This is a genomic window from Streptomyces sp. 4F14 (assembly GCF_048159485.1).
In the GTDB taxonomy this organism is placed as follows: domain Bacteria; phylum Actinomycetota; class Actinomycetes; order Streptomycetales; family Streptomycetaceae; genus Streptomyces.
The window spans coordinates 269348-293481 of sequence record NZ_JBLRVY010000010.1 but is presented as its reverse complement, the minus strand read 5'-3'; the positions used below and the strand labels follow the sequence as shown (position 1 = coordinate 293481).

The following is a 24134-nucleotide window of genomic DNA, read 5'->3' as shown; positions in this document are numbered from 1 at the left end:
CCCCCCATGGCTTCCCCGAACGAGCCGCCACTCCTGCCCCCGGACGCCGTCCACACCGACCCGCGCGGCTCGATCACCGCGCTGCCGCCCTTCGCGACCGCCGGCACGATGGTCATCGAGTCCGAGCGCGGCGCCGTGCGCGGCAACCACTACCACCACGACGAGAGCCACCTCATGTACGTGGTCTCCGGCCGCATGATCTACATCGAGGACGATCCCCAACTCGGCATCTGTGTCGCCGAGGTGGGCCCCGGGCAGTCCGTCGTCAGCCCCAAGGGCGTCCCGCACACCACCGTCTTCCCCGAACACACCGTCTTCGTCACCCTCTCCGACGTCGACCGCGCCGGCCACAAGTACGAGGACGCGGTCGTCCGCGTCGACCCGCTGGAGGAACGCCCGGAAGTCGCCCCGTACTTGAAGGACATCGGCCCCCTCGTCACGGGCGAGCCCCAGCAGCGCCGGAGGCAGGGATGAACCGCTGCCTGCTGTGTACGTCGGGCGCCCTGGAGGACGTCCTCGACCTGCGCCCCACACCCCCCGCGAACGCCCTCGCGGACACCGCCGCCGACGCCCGCCGCGCGCACCGCTTCCCGCTGCGCCTGGTCCGCTGCACCGCCTGCACTCACGTCCAGTTGGCGGACCTCGTCGACCGCGACCTGCTCTTCCGCGACTACAAGTACGCGACCGGCGCGGCCCCCGGCCTGGTCCGCCACTACGCGGCCCTCGCCGGCATGCTCACAACGCGCCACCGCCCCACGTCGGTTGTGGAGATCGGCTCCAACGACGGCACCCTGTTACGACAGTTCGCCGCCCCCGGCGTCCGGGTGCTCGGCGTCGACCCGGCCGTCGACCTGGCCCGGACCGCGGAGGAGTCCGGAGTCCCGACCCACGCGACGCACTTCGACGAGTCGGTCGCGGAGAAGATCCTCGCCGAACAGGGCCCCGCCGAACTGGTGTTGGCGAACAACGTCCTGGCGCACGTCGGCGACCTGAGCAGCGTCCTGCGCGGCATCCGGCGCCTGCTCGCGCCCGCCTCGCACGCGGTCGTGGAGGCCGCGCACCTGCTGCCGATGGCGGTGACGGGGACGTACGAGTTCATCTACCACGAGCACATGTCGTACTTCTCGCTCCACGCGCTCCAACAGGCCGCGGAACTGCACGACTTGGCGGTCGTCGACGTCGAGGAGATCGCCACCCAGGGCGGCTCGATCCGCTGCTGGCTGCGGCCCGCGTCCGCCGTCCGCGCCATCGACGTCGCCCCCGCCGTCGGTGAACTCCTCGCCCGCGAACGGGAGGCGGGCCTGCTCGACGGCACCCTCACCCGGTCGTTCGCGGCACGCACCCAGCGCGTCAACACCGCGCTGTACGACGTCGTCGAGGGCCTGCGGGCGCGCGGGAAGCGGCTGTCGGGGTACGGGGCGTCGGCGCGGGCGGTGACGCTGATGACGCAGGCGGGGATCGACGACGCGATCGAGCGGATCGTCGACGACAACCCCCGCAAGCAGGGCTTCCACATCCCCGGCTCGGGCATCCCGGTCCTGCCGCCGGACGCCCTCACCCGGGAGAGCACCGACTACTGCGTGCTGTTCGCGTGGAACTTCCGGGACGACATCACCGCCGGGCTGACGCAGTACGTCGAGTCCGGCGGGATGTTCGTGGTGCCGTTCCCGCACCTCACCGTGGAGTAGGGGAGGTAGGGGGTACCTGAGAGCTACCTCCGCAGAGCTACTCCTGATCCATCCCCGCGAGCACCAGCGGCAGCCGGTCCGCCCCGCCCTCGACGAGGCGGACCGGCACCCCCCAGTCCTGCTGGTGCACATGACACGCCGGGTACTCGATCGACGGATCGTCATCACACGACGCGGCCATCGCCGAGACGTGCAACACCCCCTCCACCACCGCCGGATTCAACTCCAGCACCCGCGACAGCTCCGTCTCCGCCCCCTCCCCCGCGAGCAGCAGCTCCGGCGGGGTCGACGACACCAGCAGCCGCGTCGAGGGCCCGTACCGCGTGTCCAGCTTCTGCCCCGACGGCGCCTGGAACACGACGTCGAGCTGGAGCTTCCCGGGCGCCACCTCCGTGGCCGCGCGCCGCGTGCGGTGGGCGACCGCCTCGACGCGCACCGCCTCCTCCGGCAGCCGCAGCCGGGTCAGCCGGTGCCGGGCCGACTCGACGACGACCAGGTCGTCCCCGACGAGCACGGCGTCGGACGGCTCGCGCAGGTCCGTCGCGAGGGTCGTCACCTCACCGGTCGCCGGGTCGTAGCGGCGCAGCGCGTGGTTGTACGTGTCGCTGACCGCCACCGACCCGTCGGGCAGCGCGGTCACCCCCAGCGGGTGCTGGAGCAGCGCCTGTCCGGCGGCCCCGTCCCGGTGCCCGAAGTCGAAGAGACCGGTCCCGACCGCCGTGGACACGTTTCCGTCCGTATCGACCCACCTCAGGGCCGAGGTCTCGGAATCGGCCAGCCACAGCCGGTCAGCCGTCGCCGCGAGCCCCGACGGCTGCGCGAACCACGCCTGAGCGCCCGGCCCGTCCACGAGCCCCTCGTTGGTCGTCCCTGCCGCGACGGCGACGGTCCCCTCGGCAGGGTCGTACGCCCACAGCTGGTGCACGCCCGCCATGGCGATCCACACCCGGCCTTCGAACAGCGCGACGTCCCACGGCGAGGAGAGGTCGATCTCGCGCGCGGGCCCCGAGGCCGGCGCCCCCTGCCACCACTGCCGCCCGGTCCCGGCCAGGGTCGTGACCTCGCCGCTCGCGAGGTCGACGCGCCGCAGCGCGTGGTTGACGGTGTCGGCGACGACCACCGCCCCGTCGTCCAGCAGCGCGAGCCCCTGCGGCTCGTTGAACGCCGCCTCGGCGGTCCCGTCCGCGAACCCGCGCGCGCCGGTGCCGATCCGGCGTACGACGCTCTCGCCGTCCTCCGCCAGCTCCACGAGCTGGTGCCGGGTCGTGTCGCTGACCAGGAACGTGCCGGACGGCAGGACGAGCGCCTTGCCGGGGAAGCGTAGGGCCGTCGGCTCGGACTCGGGCGCGACGTACGGGCCGTCCCCGCGCCGCAGCGTGCCCTTCGCGCCGTGCTCGGCCTCCAGCTCGGTCACCAGGCGCTCGATCGCGTGCACATGCCCCTCGCCCGCGTGCTGCGCGACGACGTACCCCTCCGGGTCGATCACCACCAGCGTCGGCCACGCGCGCACCGCGTACTGCTTCCACGTCGCCAGCTCCGGGTCGTCCAGGACCGGGTGCTCCACGCCGTAGCGCTCCACCGCGTCCACGACCGCCTGGTGCTCCGCCTCGTGGACGAACTTCGGGGAGTGCACGCCGATCACCACGACCGTGTCCGCGTGCTTCTCCTCCAGCTCGCGCAGCTCGTCCAGGACGTGCAGGCAGTTGATGCAGCAGAACGTCCAGAAGTCCAGGACGACGATGCGTCCGCGCAGGTCGGCGAGGGTGTACTGACGGTCGCCCGTGTTCAGCCAGCCGCCCTTGCCGACCAGCTCGGGGGCCCGGACGCGCACGCGGCGCGGAGTGGTGTCGCTCATGCCCTCAAGGGTGCCACCGGGCACTGACAGTCACGACAGCGCGTGTCCCGTGGTCGCGTCCACGTGGTCCGGGACCTCGTCGTGCCGGTCGCCGACGGTCGAGGTGCCCGTCGGTTCGAGGAGCAGGATGTCGGTCGGGACGGGCGCGTACGGCTTGTGCTCCACCCCGCGCGGGACGGTGAAGACGGAACCCTTCTCCAGGACGACCGTCCGCTCGCCGGAGGGCTCCCGCAGAGCGATGTGCAACTCCCCCTCGATCACCAGGAAGAACTCGTCGGTGCGGTCGTGCGCGTGCCAGAGGTGCTCGCCCTCGACGTGGGTCACGCGGACGTCGTAGTCGTTGACCGACGTGACGATGCGCGGGCTCCACCGCTCGTCGAAGGAGGCGAGGGCGGCGGCGAGGGAGATCGGCTGAGTGCTCATGCCGATCATGCTCGCCGTGGCCGGCCGCCCCGCACGAGTGCTAGGAATCGCACATGCCGCAAGGATCCTCGCAGCCGAAGCAGCCGAAGCAGCCGGTCGGCCGGCCACACCGCGTCGTCCTGATCGTCGACGACAACTCCAACCCCTTCGAGATGAGCTGCGCGATCGAGATCTTCGGCCTGCGCCGCCCCGAACTCGGCCGCGAGCTGTACGACTTCGCCCTCTGCGCCGCCGACCCGCGCACGCGTATGCGCGACGGCTTCTTCACGCTCACCGGAGTCGCCGGCCTGGAGGCCGCCGAGGACGCCGACACCCTGATCGTCCCGAACCGCCCCGACGTCCTCGTCCCGCGCACGCGTACGGTGCTCGACGTGATCCGGCACGCGCACGCGCGAGGGGCCCGGCTGATGGGCTTCTGCTCGGGCGCGTTCACGATCGCCGAGGCGGGCCTCCTGGACGGCCGCCGCGCCGCGTGCCACTGGATGTGGCAGGAGTCGTTCCGCGCACGTCACCCGCGCGTACTGCTCGAACCGGACGTCCTGTTCGTCGACGACGGCGACATCCTCACCGCCTCCGGCAGCGCCTCCGCACTCGACCTCGGCCTGCACGTCGTCCGCAGGGACCACGGCGTCGAGATCGCCAACGCGGTGTCCCGGCGTCTCGTCTTCGCCGCGAACCGCGACGGCGGACAGCGCCAGTTCGTCGAACGCCCCCTCCCCCGCGTCCCCGACGAGTCCCTCGCCCCGCTCCTGGAATGGGCCCAGGAGCGCCTGGACACCCCCCTGACGGTCGCCGGCCTCGCCGCCCGCGCCTGCGTCTCCCCCGCGACCCTCCACCGCCGTTTCCGCGCCCAGCTCGGCACGACGCCGCTCGCCTGGCTGACCGGCGAACGGGTCGCGCTCGCGTGCCGGCTGATCGAGCGCGGCGAGGAGCGGCTGGACGTCGTCGCCGCGCGCGCGGGCCTCGGTACGGCGGCGAACCTCCGCGCACGCGTACGGCACGCGACCGGACTCAGCCCGTCGGCGTACAGGCGGCGTTTCGGGCCCGGTGGCGGGGAAGCCGTACCGGCATGAGATTCCTGGTACGCGACCGGCTCCTCGGCTTCGGCGAGGACTACTGGATCGAGGACGACCGAGGCCAGAAGGTGTTCCTGGTCGACGGCAAGGCGATGCGCCTGCGCGACACCTTCGAGCTGAAGGACACGCGCGGGCGCGTCCTGATCGACATCCACCAGAAGATGTTCGCCCTGCGCGACACGATGGTGATCGAGCGCGAGGGCGAGACCCTGGCGACGATCCGCCGCAAGCGCCTCTCCCTGCTGCGCAACCACTACCGCGTGTCCCTCGTCGACGGCACCGACCTCGACGTCAGCGGCAAGATCATGGACCGCGAGTTCGCCGTGGAGTACGACGGCGAGCTGCTCGCCGTCATCTCTCGCCGCTGGCTGCGCGTGCGCGAGACGTACGGCGTGGACGTCGTCCGCGAGGACGCGGACCCGGCGCTGCTGATCGCGGTGACGGTGTGCGTGATCCACCTGGCGGAGAAGGAGCGCGAGGACGACTGACCCCCGAAAACGACCGCCCCGCACGCGAAACCAGCGGCACCCCGGCAGCACCCCGCCGCACCCTCACCGCTCCGGCGTAGCCACCCCCAGCACCCGGTCCTTCAGCGCCGGAAACACCTCCCGCGTCTCCCCCACCTGCCCCGGCTCGAACTCCACGGTGAGGACCTCCTCGCCGTGCCCGGCCTCCCCCAGCACAGCTCCCCATGGATCCACCACGATCGAGTGACCCGCCTGGGGAACTCCGGCATGCGTCCCGGCCGTTCCACACGCAAGGACGAACGCCTGGTTCTCGACAGCCCGCGCCTGAGCCAGCAGCGTCCAGTGGGACCGGCGGCGCTCCGGCCAGCCCGCCGACAGCACGAGGGTCTCGGCGCCCAGATCGACGAGACCGCGGAACAGCTCGGGGAAACGGAGGTCGTAACAGGTGGCGACACCGACGACGGTGTCGGGCAGGGAGACAGTGACCAGGTCCCGCCCGGCCCCCATCAACACGGCCTCGCCCTTGTCGAAGCCGAACCGATGGATCTTCCGGTAGGTCGCGGCAAGGTCACCGCTCGGTGAGAAAAAGAGGGAGGTGTTGTAGAGGGCTCCATCAGAACCCCGCTCGGGAATCGACCCGGCGTGCAGCCAGACCCCCGCGTCGGCGGCGGCCTTCGCCATCACGTCGTACGTCACGCCCCGCAGCTCCTCGGACTCGGCGCCGAACAGCTCGTACGCGAACGCCCCGGTGGTCCACAGCTCGGGCAGGACGACGAGATCGGAGTCACTGCACGCACGTACGAGAGAGGCGACCCGTCCCCGCCGGTCTTCGACCGATTCGCCCTCGTCCACGGCAACTTGGATCAACGAAGCGCGCACAGTACACCGTCCTGGCATTCGAGTAGTCCACATCGGCCTACGATCGTCACACGAAAGCACTGCCGGGGCCGTCCACAGCAGCGTAACTTAGCGTGCTAAGACGCCACCGACAGCAGCCGACAACCTCCCGTTGGCAACGCCGCCACCGACCGCCGCCCGTGTACCGACCGCCGAGGGGTCCCGTTCCGTGAGTCTGCATCCCACCCTCCAGCCCTACGCCGACGCCTGGACGCACTCCATAGAAGCGATAACCGAGCTGGTGCAGCCCCTGGTGGAGGCGGACTGGAACCTCCGTACGCCGTGCCCCGGCTGGTCGGTGAGGGACGTCGTCTCACACGTCATCGGCCTGGACTGCGAGATGTACGGCGACCCGCGCCCGATCCACTCCCTGCCCCGCGACCTCTTCCACCTGACGACCGACCTCCAGCGGTACATGGAGGTCCAGGTCGACGTCCGCCGCCACCACACCTCCCCGGAGATGACGGCGGAGCTGGAGTACACGATCATCCGCCGCAACCGGCAGCTGCGGAACGAGAACCGCGCCCCCTCGGCGAAGGTCCGCGGCCCCCTGGGCACGGAGCTGACCCTCGAAGAGTCGATGCGCTCCCACGCGTTCAACGTCTGGGCCCACGAACAGGACCTCCGCACCGCCCTCGGCCGCCCCGGCAACCTCGACTCCCCCGGCGCGCACATCGCCCGGGACGTCCTGCTGGACGCGCTGCCCGCGATCGTCGCGGAGAAGTCGAACGCCCCCCGCAGCTCGGCGATCGTCTTCGACGTGACCGGCCCGGTCGAGTTCCTGCGCACGATCCGCGTCGACATGCAGGGCCGCGGCACCCTGGAGACGGTCCCCGCGCTGGGCCCCGCCGCCTCCTTCGTCCTCGACTGGGAGACGTACGTCCGCCTGGCCTGCGGCCGCGTCGCCCTGGACGCCGTCGCCGACCGGGTCAAGGCGGAGGGCGACCCGGAGCTGACGGCGGCGATCCTCAGGAACTTCACAGTCACGCCGTAGCGGGTACGGAGGCCAAGGCGGGCGGTCATATGAACGCCCGCGCCGGCCTCGTACACCGCCGCTCGCGGCGGCCCCTCGTACCCGTCCCTCTACGCGGGCACGTGCACCGTCTCCACCCGGGACGCCACCAGCCGCTCCCGCTCCCTGCGCGCCGCCTTCTTCCGCAGCCGCAGGATCTGACTGATCCCGATCGCCTGAAGTACGAAAACGACCGAGAACGCGATCCCGTAGCTGTCGTCGGTCGCGTCCAGCAGGACGCCGATCGCGAACAAAGTGAACATCGACGCCGTGAAGCCGCCGATGTTGGTGATCCCGGAGGCGGTGCCCTGACGCTCGGGCGGGTTCGCCGGGCGCGCGAAGTCGAAGCCGATCATCGAGGCGGGTCCGCAGGCGCCGAGGACGACGCAGAGCGTCACGAGCACCCAGGTCGGCGCGTGGTCGCCGGGGTAGCCGATCGCGAGCGCCCACGCCACGGCCGTGGCGAGGACCGTGCCCAGCGCGAGCGGAAGCCGCGCCTCGTGGTGCCGGGCGATGAGCTGGCCGTACACCACCCCGAAGACCATGTTGGACAGCACGACGACCGTCAGCAGACCGCCCGCCTCACCGCGCGTCAGCCCCTGTCCCTGGACCAGGAACGGCATCCCCCACAGCAGCAGGAACACCATCGCCGGGAACTGGGTCGTGAAGTGCACCCACAGCCCCATACGCGTCCCCGGCTCGCGCCAGGCGGTGGCGATCTGGCGGCGGACGTACGCGGCGCCCTGATGCGGCATCGGATCGGGCTCGTACCCGTCCGGATGGTCCCTCAGGAACAGCACCAGCAGGACGAGTACGACGATCCCGAGCCCGGCGCTGCCCGCGAACGCGGCGGTCCAGCCGACGCCGTGCAGGAGCCGGGCGATGACCAGCGTGGAGACCAGGTTCCCGGCGACCCCGGCGAGCCCCGCGAGCTGCGCGACCATGGGCCCGCGCCGCGCGGGGAACCAGCGGCTGCCGAGCCGCAGGACGGAGATGAACGTCATGGCGTCCCCGCAGCCGAGCAGCGCGCGCGACGCGAGGGCGGTGCCGTACGACGGGGAGAGCGCGAACCCGAGCTGTCCAGCCGTGAACAGCACGACGCCGATGGTCAGGACCCGCTTGGTGCCGAGCCGGTCGACGAGCAGGCCGACGGGTATCTGCATCCCGGCGTACACGAGGAGCTGGAGGATCGAGAACGTCGACAGCGCGGAGGCGCCGACGTGGAAGCGGTCGGCGGCGTCGAGTCCCGCGACCCCCAGCGACGTACGGAAGATGACGGCGACGAAGTAGACCGACACTCCGATGGACCACATGACGACAGCGCGGCGCCCGCCGGGCGGGTCACCCGGGAGAGTGGAGTTCTTCACCGGACATCGCCCCGGGCGAGATGCGCGAACCAGTCGACGTGCCGGCGGACGATCGATACGGCCGCCTCGGCGTCGCCGGACCGCAGCGCGTCGAGGATCTGCTCGTGCTCGACGAGCGACTTGGCGATCCGGTCGGGGTGCGAATGCATGATCGCGACGCCCATCCGCAGCTGCCGGTCGCGGAGTTGGTCGTAGAGCCGGGTAAGAATCTCGTTGCCGCCGCTGCGGACGATCTCGGCGTGGAAGCAGCGGTCGGTGACGGCCGCCGCGGCCAGGTCGCCGCGCCCCGCCTCCTCCTTCTGCCGCTCCAGCAGCTCCGCGAGCCGCTCGACCAGGCCCGCGCGCGCGGGGACGGCCTTGCGGACGGCGTGCTCCTCGATCAGCAGCCGTGTCTCGACGACGTCGGCGATCTCCTGTGCCGACACCGGCAGGACCAGCGCGCCCTTCTTGGGATACAGCCTGATCAGGCCCTCGACCTCCAGGCGCAGCAGCGCTTCCCTGACCGGGGTCCGCGAAACCCCTACGGCGTCGGCGAGTTCGCCTTCGGTGAGGAGGGTGCCGCCTTCGAAGCGGCGGTCCAGGACGCCCTGCTTGACGTGGGCGTAGACGCGGTCGGCGGCGGGTTGTTTGGTGACGGGGACGGGCGGGGCTGACGGCATGCCGACAGGATAGATACAACACGTACGCAAGGGGGGAACGTTTCACCATGCGGACGGCGACCCGCCCCGTCGGCCCCAGTTTCCTCAAGAGATTCAAAATTCCCGGAACCAGACGCACAACTTTCTGTGCTAGGTACGTGTCACAGACGTGCGGCCCCTTACTTTCCCCTCCTCTCAACCAGGCCGCACTCAGGGGCATTTCAACGCAATCGGGGTATTTCAGTTGATAACCGCACTCAAGGGCAAGCCTGTCCGCAGAGCCGCCGCCGTCACCGCGACGGCCGTCGCGATGCTCGCGACGGGCGCCCTCGCCGCGGCTCCCGCGCAGGCCGCCGTCGCGCCGTCGATCGCGGCCAAGGCCGGCTACGTGATGAACAACGCGAGCGGGAAGGCGTACGGCAAGGCCGCCACCACGAAGCTCTCCACCGGTTCCACCACGAAGATCATGACCGCCGCGGTCGTTCTGTCTCAGCCGAAGCTGAACCTGAACGACAAGGTCACGATCCAGATGGCGTACAGCGACTACATCGTCAAGAACAACGCGTCCTCGGCGCGGCTGATCGTCGGCGACAAGGTCACGGTCCGTCAGCTGCTGTACGGGCTGATGCTGCCGTCCGGCTGCGACGCCGCGTACGCGCTCGCCGACAAGTACGGCACGGGATCCACCCGTGACGCGCGCGTCAAGAACTTCATCTCGAAGATGAACGCCAAGGCGAAGTCGTTCGGCATGAAGAACACGACCTTCGACTCGTTCGACGGCATCGGCAACGGCAAGAACGCGTCGACCGCCCAGGACCTCACGACCCTCGCGAAGAACGCGCTCAAGGACGCGAACTTCCGGGCGATCGTGAAGACGAAGTCCTACACGGCCACGACCATCACCAAGACCGGCACCAGCCGGAAGATGGCCGCCTGGACCAACACCAACACCCTCCTGTCCAGCTACAGCGGCACGATCGGCGTCAAGACCGGCTCCGGTCCCGAGGCCAAGTACTGCCTCGTCTTCGCGGCGACCCGCGGGGGCAAGACCATGGTCGGTACGGTCCTCGCGTCCACCAACGCGACGGTCCGCGCCCAGGACGCGACGAAGCTGCTCAACTACGGGTTCGCGAACCTGAAGTAGGTCATGTACGAGGGGGCTCACCGGGTGGGTTGCGGTGGGCTCCCTCGGCGTTTCAGACCGTACGGACGACGAGGGCGGGCTTGGTGTCCTGGGCGTCGGCGAGCGCGCGGATGTCGTCCGGGTCGGAGGTCCAGACGACGGCGCCGAGACCGGCTGCCATGACGACGACCGTGGCGTCGACGACGTCCGCCGTGCCGGCCTTGCCGCAGAGGATGCCCGCGGCCTTGGCGGTTTCGAGGCCCACGGGGACGACCTGGCATCCCGCGAGGAACTTGCCGAGGCGCACCAGACGCCGGGAGTCACGCCACGCCTGGCTGACGACGATGGAGGGGACGTGAATGTCCCGGCCGTCTTCGAGGGCCAGGCTGTGGCGGGCCCACATGCGCCGGTCGCCGTTGTCGATGGCGATCAGAGCACCGGCGTCGTACAGGTAGGGGATGTTCACGCGGCCGAGGCTCCCGCGCCGCCGAGGTGCTCGGCATCCGCCGCGGCCATCTCGGCACGCGCGGCGGCGAGTTCCTCCGGGGTGAAGGCGCCGTTCTCCGCCTGCCACTCCTGGATCACCGCGCGACCGGCCCTCAGCCTCAGCTCTCGCTCCGCGGCACTGGCGACAAGCCGGGAGAGAGGGATGCCCTCCTCCTCCGCGGCGCCGGCCAGGGCTTCGACCAGGGATTCATCGAGGGTGATCGTCACCTTCTTGCTAGCCATACATTCACCATAGCGCGATATGGCAATCCCCGCCCAACCCTTCCCGCACCCCCGCTGCGCCCCGCACCGGACATCCGACACAATCGCGTCCCATGGACGTACTGATGCCCGTGCTCGTGATCCTGCTCGTGGGCGGGATCTTCGCTGTCGTGACCACCGCGTTCGTGCGCAGTCGCAGGAGCCAGGTGGAGGGCGCCGAGGGAAGGGCCCAGGCGGTCCGGGTGGCCCAGGGCAGGGGGTGGGGGTACCAGGAGGCCACGTACGGAGTGATCGACCGGCTCTGCGGGATGGCTCCGCTGCCGGTCAGCGGGAGCAGGCTGCTCGCGCGGCACTACATCACCGGTGAGCAGCGGGGGCGGAGCTTCTGCTGCTTCGAGTACACGACCGGGACCATCGGGGTCAACGACATCGGTCCGGGAGCCAACAAGCCCGTCTACTGGACCGTGTTCGCGGTCACCACGCCGGGCACCGGACCCGACCTGGTCGTGCGGCGGCCCGAGGCGCTGGACGCGGTCGCGCGGCGCGGGCGTACGGTGCGGCTCGGGGCGGCGGAGTTCGACGACGCGTTCACCGTGCTCACGGACGACGAGCCGTTCGCCCGCGCCGCGCTGACCGACGGGGTCGTCCCCTTCCTGGCCGCGAACCCGCAGGCCGCACCGGTCCGGCTGCACGGCGACGAGCTGATCACCTGGTACAAGGGCCGGCTCAGCCCGCAGGGGATGGACGAGCACCTGACCTATCTGTGCGACGTGCTCGACCGGATCCCCGCGCGGGTCTGGTCCGCCTAGTTCTCATCGGCCCGTACCGAGCGGACGAACTCCTTGAAGTCCTCCAGAACTTCGGGGAGTTGTCCCGGCTTCGCGGTGAGCACCAGCTCGATCACGGCCCGCTCGGCGGGGTTCTTCGTGTCCTCCAGGCCCAGATAGACCTGGCTCTGCGCCAGCTCCAGCGGGGCGCCGCGGAGGGTGGTGGACAGGCGCAGGTTCTGCACCACTCCGGGAGCGTCCGTCAGGCCCGGCAGGTCCGGCGTACCCACGTCCTGCTTCTTGAGGACCCGGACCTCTCCCGCCTGCCCGAGCCGCCGTACCGACTCGTCCGCGATCTGGCGGATGGTCGCGCCGTCGTTGCGCATCCGGCCGGCGATGGTGATGTTCGCCGTGAAGCCGCCGTCGACGGACGCGGGGTGGAGCGCCACGAAGGCGACCGAGGGTGCCCCCACCTCGTCCGGCGGCGCCGGCTGCCAGCCGTCCGGCAGCGAGAACGAGATCTTGACCGGCAACGTGGTAGCCATGGTGAATCCGATTCCTTCATGAACGCGAACAAGGGCCGGCTGGACTCGAAGCCAGCCTAGAACCAGCTGCCGACCGTGTGGTCCCACGTGTAGTCCGCGGCGTCGCCGACCGCGTCCGCCGCGTCGCCGACCGTGTCGAGCACCTCGGCCGGGTCGACGGTGATCTGGTACCCCACCTTGGCGCCGACGCCCAGACCGACGCCCAGCTCACCGCCGATGTGGTACTTGCCGTCCTCCCCCTTGCCGACGTCGATGCCGGCCGCGGCACCCGCCCCCGCCCAGGCTTCGCCGGTCACACCGGCACCGACACCGCCCACGGACGCGGACACCGACCCCTCGGCCTTGGCACCCGCGAACGCCTCCGCGCCGCCGTGCAGCCCGTCCTTGCCGGCCCTGAGCCTGGCCTCGGCGTTCGCGCCGACGAACGCGGCGCCCGACGCCTGGGCGCCGAGGATGCCGTACTCGACGCCGCCCTTGGCCTCGGCCTTGGCGAGGTACGCGCTGCCCGTCGCCTTCAGCTCCAGGTTGCCGTCCGTGATGCCGGCTACGGCGGAACCGTCCAGGCCCAGCAGCTTGACGCCGGCCTCCCCGGACAGCTTGACCCCGCCCACCGTGACCTCGCCCTTGGCGTCCTTGGACCAGACCTCGGCGCCACCGGTGACCTCGGCGATCTTCACCGACCAGCTGACCTTTTTGGCCGCGGGGTCGTCGGGGACGGCGTTCGGGTCCTGGTGGCCCCAGTTCCGCTTGTGCTGGTCGGCGGGGTTGTTGCCGTACTGCCACAGCTCCTCGGCGGGCGAGGTGGTGCTCTGGCCGATGCCGAGATCCTTGGCGAGGGCCGCCGCTTCATGCAGCCAGTTCGGGCTGTCGGGAGCGCCGCCGGCCAGTTGGCCGAGTTCGGTCGACAGGGTGCCGGCCGCCTGCTGCGTCTGGGCGCGCGCAGTGCCGAGCACCTGCTCCGCCGCCGCGTGGTCGCCGGCGTCCCACTTCTCGATCGCGTCGGCGGCCTGACCCTGCGCCCAACGCAGGACGCCGACATAGGCGTTGATGGACTTCGCCGCGCCCGCCATGTGGTCGGAGGCGATGTACCAGTTGCCCTTCTCGCCGGAGAGGCTCTTCCAGAACGCGTCGCTGGCCTCGCCGTTCCAGCCGGGGACCCGTACGTCCTTCAGGTTGGAGCCGACGTCGTCGAACTTCCCCGACCATTTCGTCATGGTCTCGGCGAGTTCCGTCAACGCCTGGACGTCACCGGGAATGAGCGCCTTGGGATCCTTTGTCGATCCGAGTGAAGCTGTCACCGCTCGCCTTAGTCGGTCTTGACGGAGTTCACGGTGTTGTGGACGTCTCCGTCCGTGTTCTTGAACGTGCTCGACGACGAGGTGATGCCCGCCGCGATGTTCGCCGTACGACCGCTGAGGATCTGCGCGCCCACCTGCCACGTACCGCAGAACGCGGCGAAGGCCGCGGCCGCCGCCGACTCCCCGAACACCCCGCTCCGGCCCGCCACGCCTTCGAGGCTGAAACCCTCGGTCGGCCGCAGCGCCTCCACGACGTCCCTGGCGCCCTTCTTCAACGTGTCCGAATCCGCGCCCAGGTCAGGTTCAGCCATGGCTGAACTCCCCCTTCATGAAACCGGCCTGCACCGGCTGTATCCACCCGTTTCCGCGTCCCGCGACACGCACCGGACGATCGGCGCGCGAAGCGTAGCATCGGGTCCACACCGGTAGAGAAGGCGAACTCGGCCATGGGTTCCCGGGCGTTGCTTCCTGCTCGGCGCTCGCCGGACTCACCCGGCCTGCGTTTCGACCAAGGGCTGCGAGCCGGGGACGCGCTGACGAAGTTGCGCCGCGAGTGCCAGGGTCTGGACGAGGCGGACCAGGGAGTGGGCGCCTGGCTCGTCGTCCGCGTAGCGGGGGATCCGCAGGGGGGTCACCTCGTCCAGGACGATGTCCTCGCGCGCGAGGACATACCCGAGTGCGAGGAGGGCGGAACGTCCGTTGCCGTCCTCGAAGGGGTGGAAGAAGGACACGTCCAGGTACAAGCGGGCGGCTCTGGCCGCGACGGGGGCGGGGCCGGTCGCCTCCGCCAGACACACGTCGAACAGGGCCGGGGTCCCGGCGTCCACCCCGTACCGCTCGTCCCCGCCCTTGGCGAACGCGGGAAGCCGACGGAACGTGAACTGCTCCCGCCCGAGGACCACGCTCTGCCAGGCGGCGAGACGCGAGAAGCCGAGAGGCCGACCAGCCGCGGCGTCCTCCTGTACGGAACTCCACGCGTTCCGGAAGCGTTTCTCGTGTACGACCGTGAGGTGCGCGATTCCGTCCCGGCGCCCTCGGATCGGTCCCGTCAGCGGGTCGGCCGTCTCTTCCCAGCGGATCCGCGAACGGACCTCCAGCCAGGCGGCGAGGTCGTCACGCACCATGCTCCCCGATGGCCAGTTGGACCCGGCTCACGGCCTCGGCATCGGGGGAGACCCAGCTTCTGAACTCCGAGTCCACCAGGGCGCACGCCAGTTCCTCCGCCTCGAACGCCGACATGCCGGTCGTCTCCAGGTACCACGCGATCGCGTCCTCACAGGCAGGCAGCCACAGCTCACCCGCGCCCGTCCGCTCGACGACGAGCGTCACGAGGGGGACGACGGCCCGAGCGCGGGCCTTACGGATCTGCTCCACGCCGGCGTCCGGTGCGGGGGCCAACGAGGTGAAGGCCGCCGCGAGATCCTCCAGCCAGTTCCGCCATTGCAGCAGGACGCTGGTGTATCTGCGCGCGAGTTGTTCGGGTTCGTCCGAGTACGCGGGAAGCTCACGGATGACGGCACCGGAGTAACTGTTCTCGTCGACCGCGCCCAGGGCTCGATAGGCCCACTTCCCGAAACGCTCACCGAGACCGAGAGCGACGGAATGCTCCGAACCGGCCGAGGTGGAAACGACGTCGCGCACGCCGGGGAGCCCGGTATCGGGGTCGAAGGGGTGGCGGGCCGGGTCGAAGTCCTGCCATCCCTTGAACATGGGGAACTGACCGAGGGTGATGACTGTTCCTTACGAGGGCTCAGAGCGCCTTGAGGAGGGCGGCCCAGGTGGAGGGGGTGAGGTGGAGGAGAGGGCCGCCGGGGTTCTTCGAGTCGCGTACGGCGACGGTGCCGGGGATGTTGCGGGCGACCTCGACGCACTGCTGACCGGCGTTGCCGCCGCTGTAGCTGGACTTGACGAACTCGAACGCGGCCACCTCGACTACAACTCCTTCATGATCCCCTCGATCAGCCTGATCGAGTTCTGTCGCGCCAGACTCACCCGTGCGATCCGGTCGAAGAGCCTGCTGTGCTGGTCGGCATCAGTATCGCTCTCCAGCCACAACGTCGAGGAGGTGGTGTCCATGTGGACCACGTCCAAGGCGCCTTGCTCAGCGAATGACACGATGGTGAAGGCGCTGGTCATGCCCGGGTGAGCACCCGCGTGGTACGGCAGCACCTGCACCTTCACGTTCGGCCGCCGGGCGATGTCCAGCAGGTGTTCCAACTGTGCCCGCATCACGGCGCTTCCGCCAACGAGTTGTCGCAGCGCTCCTTCGTGCACGACCGCCCACAGCTCCAGCGGGTTCTCGCCGCCCAGCCGCGCCTGCCGGGCCAGCCGGGATTCGACGAACGGCTCGATCGCGTTCGGGTCCTCCCAGACCCCGTTCCCGACCGCCAGCGCCCGCGCGTAGTCGGGGGTCTGCAACAGGCCCGGGACGATGGCGAGTTCCCACGTCCGCATGCTGGTGGCGACGTCCTCCAGCGCGACGTACTCAATCATCTCCTGAAGCTGCGGGTACTGATTCCACCACCCCTTCGCCTTACGCCGCTCCCGATCCGCCTTCGCGATCGCCAGCAGCCGTTCGACGACGGCCTCGTCCTCCACCCCGTACAGCTTGCACAGCGCGCGGACATCGGGCTCCCGGATCGGCACCCACCCCCGCTCCATCTTCGCCACCTTCGCGGCGGTCGCCGACAACGCCCCCGCGGCCTGGGGCTGGGTGAGGCCGGCGGCCTCCCGCAGGCGCAGCAGCTCACCGCCCAACTTCCGTGCCAGCACAGTGGAAGCCCGCCCTGTCATCACGCTCGTCTCCTCCCGGTCAGCGGCCGCGCGCAGCGTACCCCACAAGAGGGAACCGGGAGATATTTCCCCGAGAGTTCTTGCGAGGCCGTCTGGAACAACGCTACCTTCAGTGCTCAATCAGCCACCTGGCGCAACAGGTTGGGCCAAATCTCCCATGCGTCCCAGCCGGCCGGAGGCGACTTCGCACAAGGAGGTCCGCCGTGAACGACTCCTGCCCCGTCCCCACGCCCACCCACTTCGACACCGTCACCTACACCCCCACCCCCCGCACAGTCCCCCTCGCCCGCCGCCACATCACCACCCTCCTCACCACCTGGGGCCACCCCGCCCTCGCCCTCAACGCCGCCCTGATCACCAGCGAGTTGTGCACGAACGCGATCCTCCACGGCCGCCTCCCCGGCCGCCTCTACCGAGTCGAGACGTCCCTCACGGCCAGGTCCCTCCGCATCGCCGTCACCGACCCCAAGGGCGAGTCCCTCCCCGTGCACCGCACCCCGGCGCCCGACACGACGACCGGCCGGGGCCCGCTGATCGTCCAACGCCTCGCGAACCGCTGGGCAGTTGAGTACCTGACCGTCGGCAAGACGGTGTGGGCGGAGCTGGACCTCTAGGGCCCTTCTGATGGATCTCCGCAGGAGAAGGAGCGGCGTTCGGTGCGTGCTCTCGGCGTGCCGCGTGGAAGTCCTCGATGGGGGTCCCCCCGCTCAAGCGAAGTCGCGAGTGGGGGAGGCGCTACGGGGGCTTTCGCGCGGTGCGGCGAGTGGGGGTCCCCCCTGCTCGGAGAGCTTGGGGGAGCGTGCCGGGCGTCGCGACGCTGCGGAGATCCATCAGAAGGGCCCTAGCTCAGGCCGGCAGCACCAGGTCGTACAGACACTCCCGGGTACGCCGCACCACCGCCGCCTCCTCCCCGTGGAGTTCCGTCGTCACGCGGAGCAACTCCGCCCCCAGGTGCGGCCGTTCGAGGTTGTCGGACGGGATCGCGCGCCACAGGCTGAACGCCCGCCGGGACGCCGCCGCGACGTCGGGATGGCCGGCGCCCTGGATCGTCGCGCGGAGCTGGGCGCCATGCAGATACCAGGCGAGCCCGGTCGAGTGGTCCCCGGTGAGGGTCGCCAAGTACCCCCGTACCTCCCGGACTTGGGCGGTGTAGAGGTGGAACCCCCCGTACTCGCGCGTCACGTCCTGGTCCAGCTTCTCCGCGAGGACGGCCGCGTCGGCCGGCTGCCCCGACTGCGCGACCTCGGCGACTTTGACGAGCCGCGCGCGGAGGGTCTCGGCGGAGAGGCCCGGCGGCGTGGAGACGGACCAGAACTCGGGGGTCACCGTCCCCCAGGGGCGGTACTGCGGCTCGGACATGGCTCCCTCGTGCGGTCAGGTGGCCGACCAGTTCAGCACTGGTTCGCACTGCTGCGCGAACCCTAGCGCCCGCACTTTCACACGATCCCCGCCGCATCCGCCCACCGGTCGGCGTAAAGTCGCACGTCGGAGACGTACGGCGAGGAGAAGACGATGGGCACGGCACCGGTCGCGGTACCGCACCTCCCGCTCGGCTCCCGCCTGCTCGTCCCGGTCCTCGCGGCGACGGGCGGCAGCGGCCGTACGACGGTGGCGCACCTGCTCGCGAAGGGGCTGGCCGGCGTCGCGGACACGGTCCTCCTCGACCTCGCCCCGAGGCTCGCGTCGTCCTGGCCACCGCACCTCGCGCCCCGACGCACCACGGGGCTGGCCGCGTTGCCCCCGGACCAGCCCCTGACCCGTACGGCGGTACGCCACGCGTGCGCGGTCGAGGACACCGGCCCGCACATCCTCTCCGACACCCGCGCCTGGCACGCCCCGCCCCTCCTCGACCTCCCCCAACTCCCCACGGCGTGGTACCAGTTGGCGGCGATCGGCGGCTGGCAGGCGGTCGTGGCGGACACCCCGCACCCGCTGTCCCACGACCTCCTCACGGCCCGCCACACGGGCACCCGTGCCCTGACCCGCGACTGGTACGAACTCCCGTACGCGATCCCGGTGTTGTGCGCCCCCGCGACAGCGGACGGCATCCATGCCCTGATCCAGGCGACGAAAACCCTGGACGCCGAGGCCCTGCCCCTCGCCCGGACGGTCATCGCGCTCGCGGGCACAACCGACGGCCGCCTCCCCTCCTCCCTCCGCACGGCCCTCGCCACCGCGACCGACCGCACCGCCGGCCTCGTCCACATCCCCCACGACCCCCGCATCCGCACCCAGGGCCAGGCCGCCGCCCACCCCCGCCCGCGCCTCCGGCACGCGAGCACCCGCCTGACGGACGCGGTGTTGAACGCGGCGCACCGGGTGTGGGGACGCCCCCTGCCCCTGGCTCCGCAGCCCGCGCCGATCACCTGACACCCGGCACGGAGTACCGAGAAGGGACGGCACCGAGCCGTCCCTCCCTCAGCCGAGCCGTCCCTTCTTCAGCCGGTCCGTCCCCTTCTCAGGGGATCACGCCCAAGTGATCAGCTTCTTCGGCTGTTCCAGGATCGCCGCGACGTCGGCCAACACCTTCGACCCCAGCTCCCCGTCCACCAGCCGGTGATCGAAGGACAGCGCGAGGGTCGTCACCTGGCGGGGCTTGACCTTGCCCTTGTGGACCCAGGGCTGGAGCTTGATGGCTCCGATCGCCAGGATCGCGGACTCCCCGGGGTTGAGGATCGGCGTGCCCGTGTCGATGCCGAAGACGCCGACGTTGGTGATGGTGACCGTGCCGCCCTGCATGGCCGCCGGGGAGGTCTTGCCGTCGCGGGCTGTCGTGACCAACTCGCCCAACTCCAGGGCCAGTTCCGGAAGCGTCTTGGCCTGCGCGTCCTTGATGTTCGGGACGATCAGGCCGCGCGGCGTGGCGGCGGCGATGCCGAGGTTGACGTAGTGCTTGAGGACGATCTCCTGGGCGGCCTCGTCCCAGGACGCGTTGATCTCGGGGTTGCGCTTGATGGCGACCAGGAGCGCCTTGGCGATCAGCAGCAGGGGGTTGACCCGCAGACCCGCGAGGTCCTTGTCCCGCTTCAGCTCCTCGACGAGCTTCAGGGTCCGCGTGACGTCGACGGTCACGAACTCCGTGACGTGCGGCGCGGTGAAGGCCGAGCCGACCATCGCCGCGGCCGTCGCCTTGCGGACGCCCTTGACGGGGATCCGGGTCTCGCGAGCGGTGTCGTACGCCGGTACAGCGGCGGCCGGCACCACGGCGGGCGCCACGACCGGCGCCGCCGCCTTGTGCACGTCCTCCCGCGTGACGACCCCGTCGGGGCCGGTCGGCGTCACCGTCGCCAGGTCCACGCCGAGGTCCTTCGCGAGCTTCCGCACGGGAGGCTTCGCCAACGGCCGCCCGGCCGTCTCCGTACGCTCCTCGTCGGACAGCACCGCCGTCACCGTCGCCGCATGCCCGTTCAGCTCCGCCTGCACAGCGGGCGCGGCAGCGGTGGGCACCTCCGCGACCCCCTTGCGAGGCCGCCGCTTCGTGGAGGAGGCCGCCACCCCGTACCCGACGAGCACCGGCTGACGCCCCTCAGGCTTCACAGCCTCAGCGGCGGGCGCCTGAGCCGGCACCTCAGGGGCGGCCGCCTCGCCACCGGCACCCCCCACCTCCACCGAGATGATCGCCACCCCCACATCCACGGTCGTCCCCTCCGCGAACCGCAGCTCCCGCACCACCCCGTCGTACGGAATCGGCAGCTCCACAGCCGCCTTCGCCGTCTCGACCTCGCACACCACCTGCCCGTCGGAGACGACATCCCCCGGCTGGACGTACCACTTGAGGATCTCCGCCTCCGTGAGCCCCTCGCCCACGTCCGGCATCTTGAACTCGCGTACCGCGGCTTCGGTCATCGTCGTCACGTCCCTCTCCTCAGTACGCCAGGGCACGGTCGACGGAGTCGAGCACCCGGTCGAGCCCCGGGAGGTACTCCTCTTCGAGGCGGGCCGGCGGATAGGGCGCGTGGTAGCCGCCGACCCGCAGCACCGGCGCCTCCAGGTGGTAGAAGCACCGCTCGGTGATCCGCGCGGCGATCTCCGCGCCGGAGCCGAAGAAGACGGGCGCCTCGTGGACGACGACGAGCCGCCGGGTCTTCTCGACGGACGTCTGGATCGCGTCGAAGTCGAGCGGCGAGACGGAGCGCAGGTCGAGGACCTCCAGGGACTTGCCCTCCTCGGCGGCGGCATCGGCTGCTTCGAGGCAGACCTTCACCATCGGCCCGTACGCGACGAGCGTGAGGTCGGAGCCCTCGCGCACGCGCACCGCCTTGTGCAGCGGGCCGGGGATCGCCTCGGTGTCGACCTCGGCGCGGTCCCAGTACCGCCGCTTGGGCTCGAAGAAGATCACCGGGTCGTCGCTGTGGATGGCCTGCTGCATCATCCAGTACGCGTCCGCCGAGTTGGACGGCGAGACGACCTTCAACCCCGCGACGTGCGCGAACAGCGACTCGGGGGACTCGGAGTGGTGCTCGACCGCGCCGATGCCGCCGCCGTAGGGGATGCGGACGACGACGGGGAGCTTGACCTTGCCCAGCGAGCGGGCGTGCATCTTCGCGAGCTGGGTGACGATCTGGTCGTACGCCGGGAAGACGAACCCGTCGAACTGGATCTCCACGACCGGGCGGTAGCCGCGCAGGGCCAGCCCGATGGCCGTACCGACGATGCCCGACTCGGCGAGCGGTGTGTCGATGACGCGGCTCTCGCCGAAGTCCTTCTGGAGGCCGTCGGTGACGCGGAAGACGCCGCCGAGCTTGCCGACGTCCTCGCCCATGACCAGGACCTTGGGGTCCTCCTCCAGAGCGCGGCGCAGCGACTCGTTGATCGCCTTGGCCAGCGCCAGTTTCTCCACTGCCATGTCTCAGACCCCCTCTGCCTCTGTGAACGACGCCTGGTAGGCGGCGAACTGAGCCCGCTCCTCGTCGACGAGCGAGTGCCCGTCCGCGTAGGCGTTCTCGAAGATCGCGAACCGGTCGGGGTCCGGCATCCCCCGGACCGCTTCACGCACTCGCCTTCCCAACGCCTCGGACTCCGCTTCGAGTTCCGCGAAAAATCCCTCTTCAGGGTGGTTTGAGCCAGAGACTCCGGACCCCTTGAGGGACTCCAAGTACGCCCGCAGCCGCAGAATCGGGTCCTTCGCCTCCCACGCCACCCGCTCGTCGTCCAGCCGGTACCGCGTCGGATCGTCGGACGTCGTGTGCGCCCCCATCCGGTACGTGTACGCCTCGACCAGCGTCGGCCCCTCCCCGTTGCGCGCCCGCTCCAGCGCCCACTTGGTCACCGCGAGACAGGCGAGCACGTCGTTGCCGTCGACCCGGACGCCGGGGAACCCGTACCCCTGCGCGCGCTGGTACAGCGGAACCCGGGTCTGCTTCTCGGTCGGCTCCGAGATCGCCCACTGGTTGTTCTGGCAGAAGAACACGACGGGCGCGTTGTAGACGGCGGAGAAGGTGAACGATTCGGCGACGTCGCCCTGGCTGGACGCGCCGTCCCCGAAATAGGCGATGACCGCGCTGTCGGCACCGTCCTTGGCGATCCCCATCGCGTACCCGGTCGCGTGCAGCGTCTGGGAGCCGATGACGATCGTGTAGAGCTGGAAGTTGTTGCTGTTGGGGTCCCAGCCACCGTTGTTGACGCCCCGGAACATGCCGAGCAGGTTCTCCGGCGGGACGCCGCGGCACCAGGCGACGCCGTGCTCGCGGTAGGTCGGGAAGACGTAGTCGTCGTCGCGCAGGGCGCGGCCGGAGCCGATCTGGGCGGCTTCCTGGCCGAGCAGGGAGGCCCACAGGCCCAGTTCGCCCTGGCGCTGGAGGGAGGTCGCCTCGGCGTCGAAACGCCGGGTGAGGACCATGTCGCGGTAGAGGCCGCGGAGTTGCTCGGGGGTGATGTCGGCGACGTACTTGTCGTACTCGGCGTTCTTGACCCGCTTGCCCTCGGGGGTCAGCAGCTGCACGAGTTCGGGTTCGGTGCTCTTCTTCGGGGCGGCGGCCCTGCGGCTCGTCCCGGCCTTGCCTCCACCGCCGCGTCGCGGTGTGCGCGGGGCAGTGCTCTCCACGGTCACGTGTAGCTCCTCCGTCGGTCCGGCTCCCGGGGTTGCCGGGGTCCAGTGCGGCCTACCTGTTTCCGGACACCCGTGCACGGGGTGGGTGCCACTCGGCCGGAACAGGCGTGACATGAGCTCCGGCGAGCGCCCTTGGGCGTTCACGTTACCCAGTGCTCCACATTTCTGTGAAACCCCTTCTGACCTGCGTTTTTACTCGGATTTCCAAGTAAAGTCGGCAAAGCCGTGAAGGGCCCTGGTCACAGCCTCGCAGGAGGCCGGAGCTACGGCACGTTATCCCGCGCCCCCGGGTCGCGGGAAGGGTTGTGTGTGAAACTGATCTCGTGCGCGAAAAGGCGGAAATCCGGGTTTTTCTCCTCGACGACCACGAGGTCGTACGGCGCGGTGTGCGCGAACTGCTCGCCGTCGAGGAGGGCGTCGAGGTGATCGGCGAGGCGGGTACGGCGGCGGAGGCGCTCGCCCGTATCCCGGCCCTGCGTCCCGACGTCGCCGTCCTCGACGTGCGGCTTCCCGACGGCAGCGGCGTCGAGGTGTGCCGGGAGATCCGCTCCCAGGACCCGTCCCTGAAGTGTCTGATACTGACCTCTTTCGCGGACGACGAGGCCCTGTTCGACGCGATCATGGCGGGCGCGTCCGGGTACGTCCTGAAGGCGATCCGCGGCGACGAACTCATCTCGGCCGTGCGGGACGTCGCCGAGGGCAGGTCCCTCCTCGACCCCGTCGCCACCGCGCGCGTGCTGGAGCGCCTGCGCGAGGGCGCCCCCAAGGGCGACGAACGCCTGGAGCGGCTCACCGAGCAGGAGCGCAGGATCCTCCACCTCATCGGCGAGGGCCTCACCAACCGGCAGATCGGCGAGGAGCTGCACCTCGCCGAGAAGACGATCAAGAACTACGTGTCGAGTCTGCTGGCGAAGCTGGGCATGCAGCGCCGGTCACAGGCGGCGGCGTACGTGGCCCGTATGCAGGTGGGCCAGCAGGGCTAGGCCGGCTCTTACTCGGGACTTACGTCCCTATTCGCAAGGGCGTCAGGCCCTGTCGCCGCCCGTGGGAACGCGCCCACAGTGGACTGCATGCCGCTCACCGCCGACACCCGGCACGCCCTCGACCTCCTCGCCCGCGCCGACCACGGCCAGGTCGCGGCCAGCGTCCGCGCGCTGCCGTTCCTCGCGACCGCCCGCCACGCCGTCGTCGCCGACCGGCTGCTGCTGCGGCTGTGCGGCCACCAGCACGCGTGCGCGGGCCAGATCGTGGCGTACGGAACCGGGGCGGCCGATCACTGGTCGGTGCAGGTCGTGGGGCTGTGCGAGACGGCGGAGCCGACGGTGGAGGAGCGCGCGCTGATTCCGGGAGACGCGCCGACGGACCCCGTCTATCTGTGGGTCACGCCGGAGTACGCGACGGTGCACACGGAGGAAGACTGAGGCGCGT

At 70.5% G+C, this 24134-nt stretch carries 29 protein-coding genes; 11 read left to right on the top strand and 18 right to left on the bottom strand.

What is annotated here, in order from left to right; genetic code table 11:
- The first annotated feature begins 6 nt into the window (after positions 1-6).
- On the top strand, positions 7-474 hold the full coding sequence (locus tag ACLZOT_RS20075; protein WP_416970341.1) for a cupin domain-containing protein: 468 nt from the start codon (positions 7-9) through the stop codon (positions 472-474).
- Complete coding sequence (locus tag ACLZOT_RS20070) at positions 471-1688, top strand: class I SAM-dependent methyltransferase (RefSeq protein WP_416970340.1); 1218 nt, start codon at positions 471-473, stop codon at positions 1686-1688. The genes ACLZOT_RS20075 and ACLZOT_RS20070 overlap by 4 nt, the downstream gene beginning before the upstream one ends.
- A gap of 37 nt (positions 1689-1725) precedes the next feature.
- Here the strand turns inward: ACLZOT_RS20070 and ACLZOT_RS20065 are convergent, their stop codons facing one another.
- Both ACLZOT_RS20065 and ACLZOT_RS20060 read right to left on the bottom strand, forming a co-directional pair.
- Positions 1726-3543: a thioredoxin-like domain-containing protein gene (locus tag ACLZOT_RS20065; protein ID WP_416970339.1), complete on the bottom strand. Its 1818-nt coding sequence runs from the start codon at positions 3541-3543 to the stop codon at positions 1726-1728.
- A 30-nt stretch (positions 3544-3573) separates the two neighbouring features.
- A complete protein-coding gene (locus tag ACLZOT_RS20060; protein ID WP_416970338.1) occupies positions 3574-3966 on the bottom strand; it encodes a cupin domain-containing protein in 393 nt (130 codons plus the stop codon).
- Positions 3967-4019: 53 nt separating this feature from the next.
- On the opposite strand from ACLZOT_RS20060, the gene ACLZOT_RS20055 reads away from it, so the two are divergent.
- Positions 4020-5039, top strand: a complete 1020-nt coding sequence (locus tag ACLZOT_RS20055; RefSeq protein ID WP_416970337.1) for a GlxA family transcriptional regulator — start codon at positions 4020-4022, stop codon at positions 5037-5039.
- Positions 5036-5530, top strand: a complete 495-nt coding sequence (locus tag ACLZOT_RS20050; RefSeq protein WP_416970336.1) for an LURP-one-related/scramblase family protein — start codon at positions 5036-5038, stop codon at positions 5528-5530. Before ACLZOT_RS20055 ends, ACLZOT_RS20050 begins: the two co-directional genes overlap by 4 nt.
- A gap of 63 nt (positions 5531-5593) precedes the next feature.
- Here the strand turns inward: ACLZOT_RS20050 and ACLZOT_RS20045 are convergent, their stop codons facing one another.
- Positions 5594-6388, bottom strand: coding sequence for a carbon-nitrogen family hydrolase (locus tag ACLZOT_RS20045; RefSeq protein ID WP_416970335.1), 795 nt, complete (start codon positions 6386-6388; stop codon positions 5594-5596).
- A 187-nt stretch (positions 6389-6575) separates the two neighbouring features.
- Between ACLZOT_RS20045 and ACLZOT_RS20040 the strand changes: the two genes are divergently transcribed.
- Complete coding sequence (locus tag ACLZOT_RS20040) at positions 6576-7400, top strand: maleylpyruvate isomerase family mycothiol-dependent enzyme (protein ID WP_416970334.1); 825 nt, start codon at positions 6576-6578, stop codon at positions 7398-7400.
- A gap of 89 nt (positions 7401-7489) precedes the next feature.
- On the opposite strand, the gene ACLZOT_RS20035 is transcribed toward ACLZOT_RS20040, so the two are convergent.
- Together ACLZOT_RS20035 and ACLZOT_RS20030 are read right to left on the bottom strand one after the other, a co-directional pair.
- Positions 7490-8731, bottom strand: coding sequence for an MFS transporter (locus tag ACLZOT_RS20035; RefSeq protein ID WP_416970333.1), 1242 nt, complete (start codon positions 8729-8731; stop codon positions 7490-7492).
- A 50-nt stretch (positions 8732-8781) separates the two neighbouring features.
- Positions 8782-9444 (bottom strand): GntR family transcriptional regulator, encoded by a 663-nt coding sequence (locus ACLZOT_RS20030; protein WP_416970332.1) that lies wholly within the window; start codon positions 9442-9444, stop codon positions 8782-8784.
- A 223-nt stretch (positions 9445-9667) separates the two neighbouring features.
- On the opposite strand from ACLZOT_RS20030, the gene ACLZOT_RS20025 reads away from it, so the two are divergent.
- Positions 9668-10567 carry a D-alanyl-D-alanine carboxypeptidase family protein gene (locus ACLZOT_RS20025; RefSeq protein ID WP_416970331.1) on the top strand — a complete coding sequence of 300 codons (900 nt, stop codon included), beginning with the start codon at positions 9668-9670 and terminating at the stop codon, positions 10565-10567.
- A gap of 52 nt (positions 10568-10619) precedes the next feature.
- Here ACLZOT_RS20025 and ACLZOT_RS20020 read toward each other — a convergent pair whose 3' ends face one another.
- Positions 10620-11012 carry a twitching motility protein PilT gene (locus ACLZOT_RS20020; RefSeq protein ID WP_416970330.1) on the bottom strand — a complete coding sequence of 131 codons (393 nt, stop codon included), beginning with the start codon at positions 11010-11012 and terminating at the stop codon, positions 10620-10622.
- The gene (locus tag ACLZOT_RS20015; protein WP_416970329.1) at positions 11009-11275 is read right to left on the bottom strand and encodes a hypothetical protein; all 267 of its coding nucleotides are present in this window, start codon (positions 11273-11275) and stop codon (positions 11009-11011) included. Before ACLZOT_RS20015 ends, ACLZOT_RS20020 begins: the two co-directional genes overlap by 4 nt.
- 92 nt (positions 11276-11367) lie before the next feature.
- On the opposite strand from ACLZOT_RS20015, the gene ACLZOT_RS20010 reads away from it, so the two are divergent.
- The gene (locus ACLZOT_RS20010; protein ID WP_416970328.1) at positions 11368-12063 is read left to right on the top strand and encodes a hypothetical protein; all 696 of its coding nucleotides are present in this window, start codon (positions 11368-11370) and stop codon (positions 12061-12063) included.
- Here the strand turns inward: ACLZOT_RS20010 and ACLZOT_RS20005 are convergent.
- From ACLZOT_RS20005 to ACLZOT_RS19975, 7 genes are all read right to left on the bottom strand, one after another.
- Positions 12060-12566 (bottom strand): hypothetical protein, encoded by a 507-nt coding sequence (locus ACLZOT_RS20005; RefSeq protein WP_416970327.1) that lies wholly within the window; start codon positions 12564-12566, stop codon positions 12060-12062. The genes ACLZOT_RS20010 and ACLZOT_RS20005 overlap by 4 nt on opposite strands.
- 56 nt (positions 12567-12622) lie before the next feature.
- Positions 12623-13864 carry a putative T7SS-secreted protein gene (locus ACLZOT_RS20000; protein WP_416970326.1) on the bottom strand — a complete coding sequence of 414 codons (1242 nt, stop codon included), beginning with the start codon at positions 13862-13864 and terminating at the stop codon, positions 12623-12625.
- 8 nt (positions 13865-13872) lie between these two features.
- Entirely contained in the window at positions 13873-14175 is a 303-nt protein-coding gene (locus tag ACLZOT_RS19995; RefSeq protein ID WP_416970325.1) for a hypothetical protein, read from the bottom strand.
- A 177-nt stretch (positions 14176-14352) separates the two neighbouring features.
- On the bottom strand, positions 14353-14988 hold the full coding sequence (locus tag ACLZOT_RS19990) for a Fic family protein (RefSeq protein ID WP_416970324.1): 636 nt from the start codon (positions 14986-14988) through the stop codon (positions 14353-14355).
- Complete coding sequence (locus tag ACLZOT_RS19985; protein WP_416970323.1) at positions 14978-15574, bottom strand: hypothetical protein; 597 nt, start codon at positions 15572-15574, stop codon at positions 14978-14980. The genes ACLZOT_RS19990 and ACLZOT_RS19985 overlap by 11 nt, the downstream gene beginning before the upstream one ends.
- A 40-nt stretch (positions 15575-15614) precedes the next feature.
- Positions 15615-15791 carry a DUF397 domain-containing protein gene (locus ACLZOT_RS19980; RefSeq protein WP_416970322.1) on the bottom strand — a complete coding sequence of 59 codons (177 nt, stop codon included), beginning with the start codon at positions 15789-15791 and terminating at the stop codon, positions 15615-15617.
- Positions 15792-15796: 5 nt separating this feature from the next.
- Entirely contained in the window at positions 15797-16657 is an 861-nt protein-coding gene (locus tag ACLZOT_RS19975) for a helix-turn-helix domain-containing protein (RefSeq protein ID WP_416970321.1), read from the bottom strand.
- Positions 16658-16860: 203 nt separating this feature from the next.
- Between ACLZOT_RS19975 and ACLZOT_RS19970 the strand changes: the two genes are divergently transcribed.
- Positions 16861-17271 carry an ATP-binding protein gene (locus tag ACLZOT_RS19970; protein WP_416970320.1) on the top strand — a complete coding sequence of 137 codons (411 nt, stop codon included), beginning with the start codon at positions 16861-16863 and terminating at the stop codon, positions 17269-17271.
- A gap of 232 nt (positions 17272-17503) precedes the next feature.
- Here ACLZOT_RS19970 and ACLZOT_RS19965 read toward each other — a convergent pair whose 3' ends face one another.
- Positions 17504-18016 carry a hypothetical protein gene (locus tag ACLZOT_RS19965; RefSeq protein ID WP_416970319.1) on the bottom strand — a complete coding sequence of 171 codons (513 nt, stop codon included), beginning with the start codon at positions 18014-18016 and terminating at the stop codon, positions 17504-17506.
- Positions 18017-18169: 153 nt separating this feature from the next.
- Here ACLZOT_RS19965 and ACLZOT_RS19960 point away from each other — a divergent pair, with 153 nt between their 5' ends.
- A complete protein-coding gene (locus ACLZOT_RS19960; RefSeq protein ID WP_416970318.1) occupies positions 18170-19027 on the top strand; it encodes a hypothetical protein in 858 nt (285 codons plus the stop codon).
- A 96-nt stretch (positions 19028-19123) separates the two neighbouring features.
- Here ACLZOT_RS19960 and ACLZOT_RS19955 read toward each other — a convergent pair whose 3' ends face one another.
- Genes ACLZOT_RS19955 through pdhA form a run of 3 tightly spaced genes read right to left on the bottom strand, consistent with a single transcriptional unit; the run spans position 19124 to position 22706 of the window.
- On the bottom strand, positions 19124-20512 hold the full coding sequence (locus ACLZOT_RS19955; RefSeq protein WP_416970317.1) for a dihydrolipoamide acetyltransferase family protein: 1389 nt from the start codon (positions 20510-20512) through the stop codon (positions 19124-19126).
- A gap of 10 nt (positions 20513-20522) precedes the next feature.
- Positions 20523-21503: an alpha-ketoacid dehydrogenase subunit beta gene (locus ACLZOT_RS19950; protein ID WP_416970316.1), complete on the bottom strand. Its 981-nt coding sequence runs from the start codon at positions 21501-21503 to the stop codon at positions 20523-20525.
- A gap of 3 nt (positions 21504-21506) precedes the next feature.
- A complete protein-coding gene (pdhA, locus tag ACLZOT_RS19945) occupies positions 21507-22706 on the bottom strand; it encodes a pyruvate dehydrogenase (acetyl-transferring) E1 component subunit alpha (protein ID WP_416970315.1) in 1200 nt (399 codons plus the stop codon).
- 323 nt (positions 22707-23029) lie between these two features.
- Here pdhA and ACLZOT_RS19940 point away from each other — a divergent pair, with 323 nt between their 5' ends.
- Both ACLZOT_RS19940 and ACLZOT_RS19935 read left to right on the top strand, forming a co-directional pair.
- Entirely contained in the window at positions 23030-23689 is a 660-nt protein-coding gene (locus ACLZOT_RS19940) for a response regulator (protein WP_416970314.1), read from the top strand.
- Positions 23690-23776: 87 nt separating this feature from the next.
- On the top strand, positions 23777-24127 hold the full coding sequence (locus ACLZOT_RS19935; RefSeq protein WP_416970313.1) for a pyridoxamine 5'-phosphate oxidase family protein: 351 nt from the start codon (positions 23777-23779) through the stop codon (positions 24125-24127).
- Positions 24128-24134 lie beyond the last annotated feature (7 nt).

Bases quoted from the DNA above. Each gene is read 5' to 3' on its own strand.
- ACLZOT_RS20010 (WP_416970328.1), top strand. From the start codon at position 11,368: ATGGACGTACTGATGCCCGTGCTCGTGATCCTGCTCGTGGGCGGGATC.
- ACLZOT_RS20030 (WP_416970332.1), bottom strand. From the start codon at position 9,444: ATGCCGTCAGCCCCGCCCGTCCCCGTCACCAAACAACCCGCCGCCGAC.
- ACLZOT_RS20035 (WP_416970333.1), bottom strand. From the start codon at position 8,731: ATGTGGTCCATCGGAGTGTCGGTCTACTTCGTCGCCGTCATCTTCCGT.
- ACLZOT_RS19995 (WP_416970325.1), bottom strand. From the start codon at position 14,175: ATGGCTGAACCTGACCTGGGCGCGGATTCGGACACGTTGAAGAAGGGC.
- ACLZOT_RS20005 (WP_416970327.1), bottom strand. From the start codon at position 12,566: ATGGCTACCACGTTGCCGGTCAAGATCTCGTTCTCGCTGCCGGACGGC.
- ACLZOT_RS20065 (WP_416970339.1), bottom strand. From the start codon at position 3,543: ATGAGCGACACCACTCCGCGCCGCGTGCGCGTCCGGGCCCCCGAGCTG.
- ACLZOT_RS20050 (WP_416970336.1), top strand. From the start codon at position 5,036: ATGAGATTCCTGGTACGCGACCGGCTCCTCGGCTTCGGCGAGGACTAC.
- ACLZOT_RS20015 (WP_416970329.1), bottom strand. From the start codon at position 11,275: ATGGCTAGCAAGAAGGTGACGATCACCCTCGATGAATCCCTGGTCGAA.
- ACLZOT_RS20060 (WP_416970338.1), bottom strand. From the start codon at position 3,966: ATGAGCACTCAGCCGATCTCCCTCGCCGCCGCCCTCGCCTCCTTCGAC.
- ACLZOT_RS20075 (WP_416970341.1), top strand. From the start codon at position 7: ATGGCTTCCCCGAACGAGCCGCCACTCCTGCCCCCGGACGCCGTCCAC.
- ACLZOT_RS19960 (WP_416970318.1), top strand. From the start codon at position 18,170: ATGGGCACGGCACCGGTCGCGGTACCGCACCTCCCGCTCGGCTCCCGC.
- ACLZOT_RS19950 (WP_416970316.1), bottom strand. From the start codon at position 21,503: ATGGCAGTGGAGAAACTGGCGCTGGCCAAGGCGATCAACGAGTCGCTG.
- ACLZOT_RS19985 (WP_416970323.1), bottom strand. From the start codon at position 15,574: ATGTTCAAGGGATGGCAGGACTTCGACCCGGCCCGCCACCCCTTCGAC.
- ACLZOT_RS20070 (WP_416970340.1), top strand. From the start codon at position 471: ATGAACCGCTGCCTGCTGTGTACGTCGGGCGCCCTGGAGGACGTCCTC.
- ACLZOT_RS19975 (WP_416970321.1), bottom strand. From the start codon at position 16,657: ATGACAGGGCGGGCTTCCACTGTGCTGGCACGGAAGTTGGGCGGTGAG.
- ACLZOT_RS19935 (WP_416970313.1), top strand. From the start codon at position 23,777: ATGCCGCTCACCGCCGACACCCGGCACGCCCTCGACCTCCTCGCCCGC.
- ACLZOT_RS19965 (WP_416970319.1), bottom strand. From the start codon at position 18,016: ATGTCCGAGCCGCAGTACCGCCCCTGGGGGACGGTGACCCCCGAGTTC.
- ACLZOT_RS19990 (WP_416970324.1), bottom strand. From the start codon at position 14,988: ATGGTGCGTGACGACCTCGCCGCCTGGCTGGAGGTCCGTTCGCGGATC.
- ACLZOT_RS20055 (WP_416970337.1), top strand. From the start codon at position 4,020: ATGCCGCAAGGATCCTCGCAGCCGAAGCAGCCGAAGCAGCCGGTCGGC.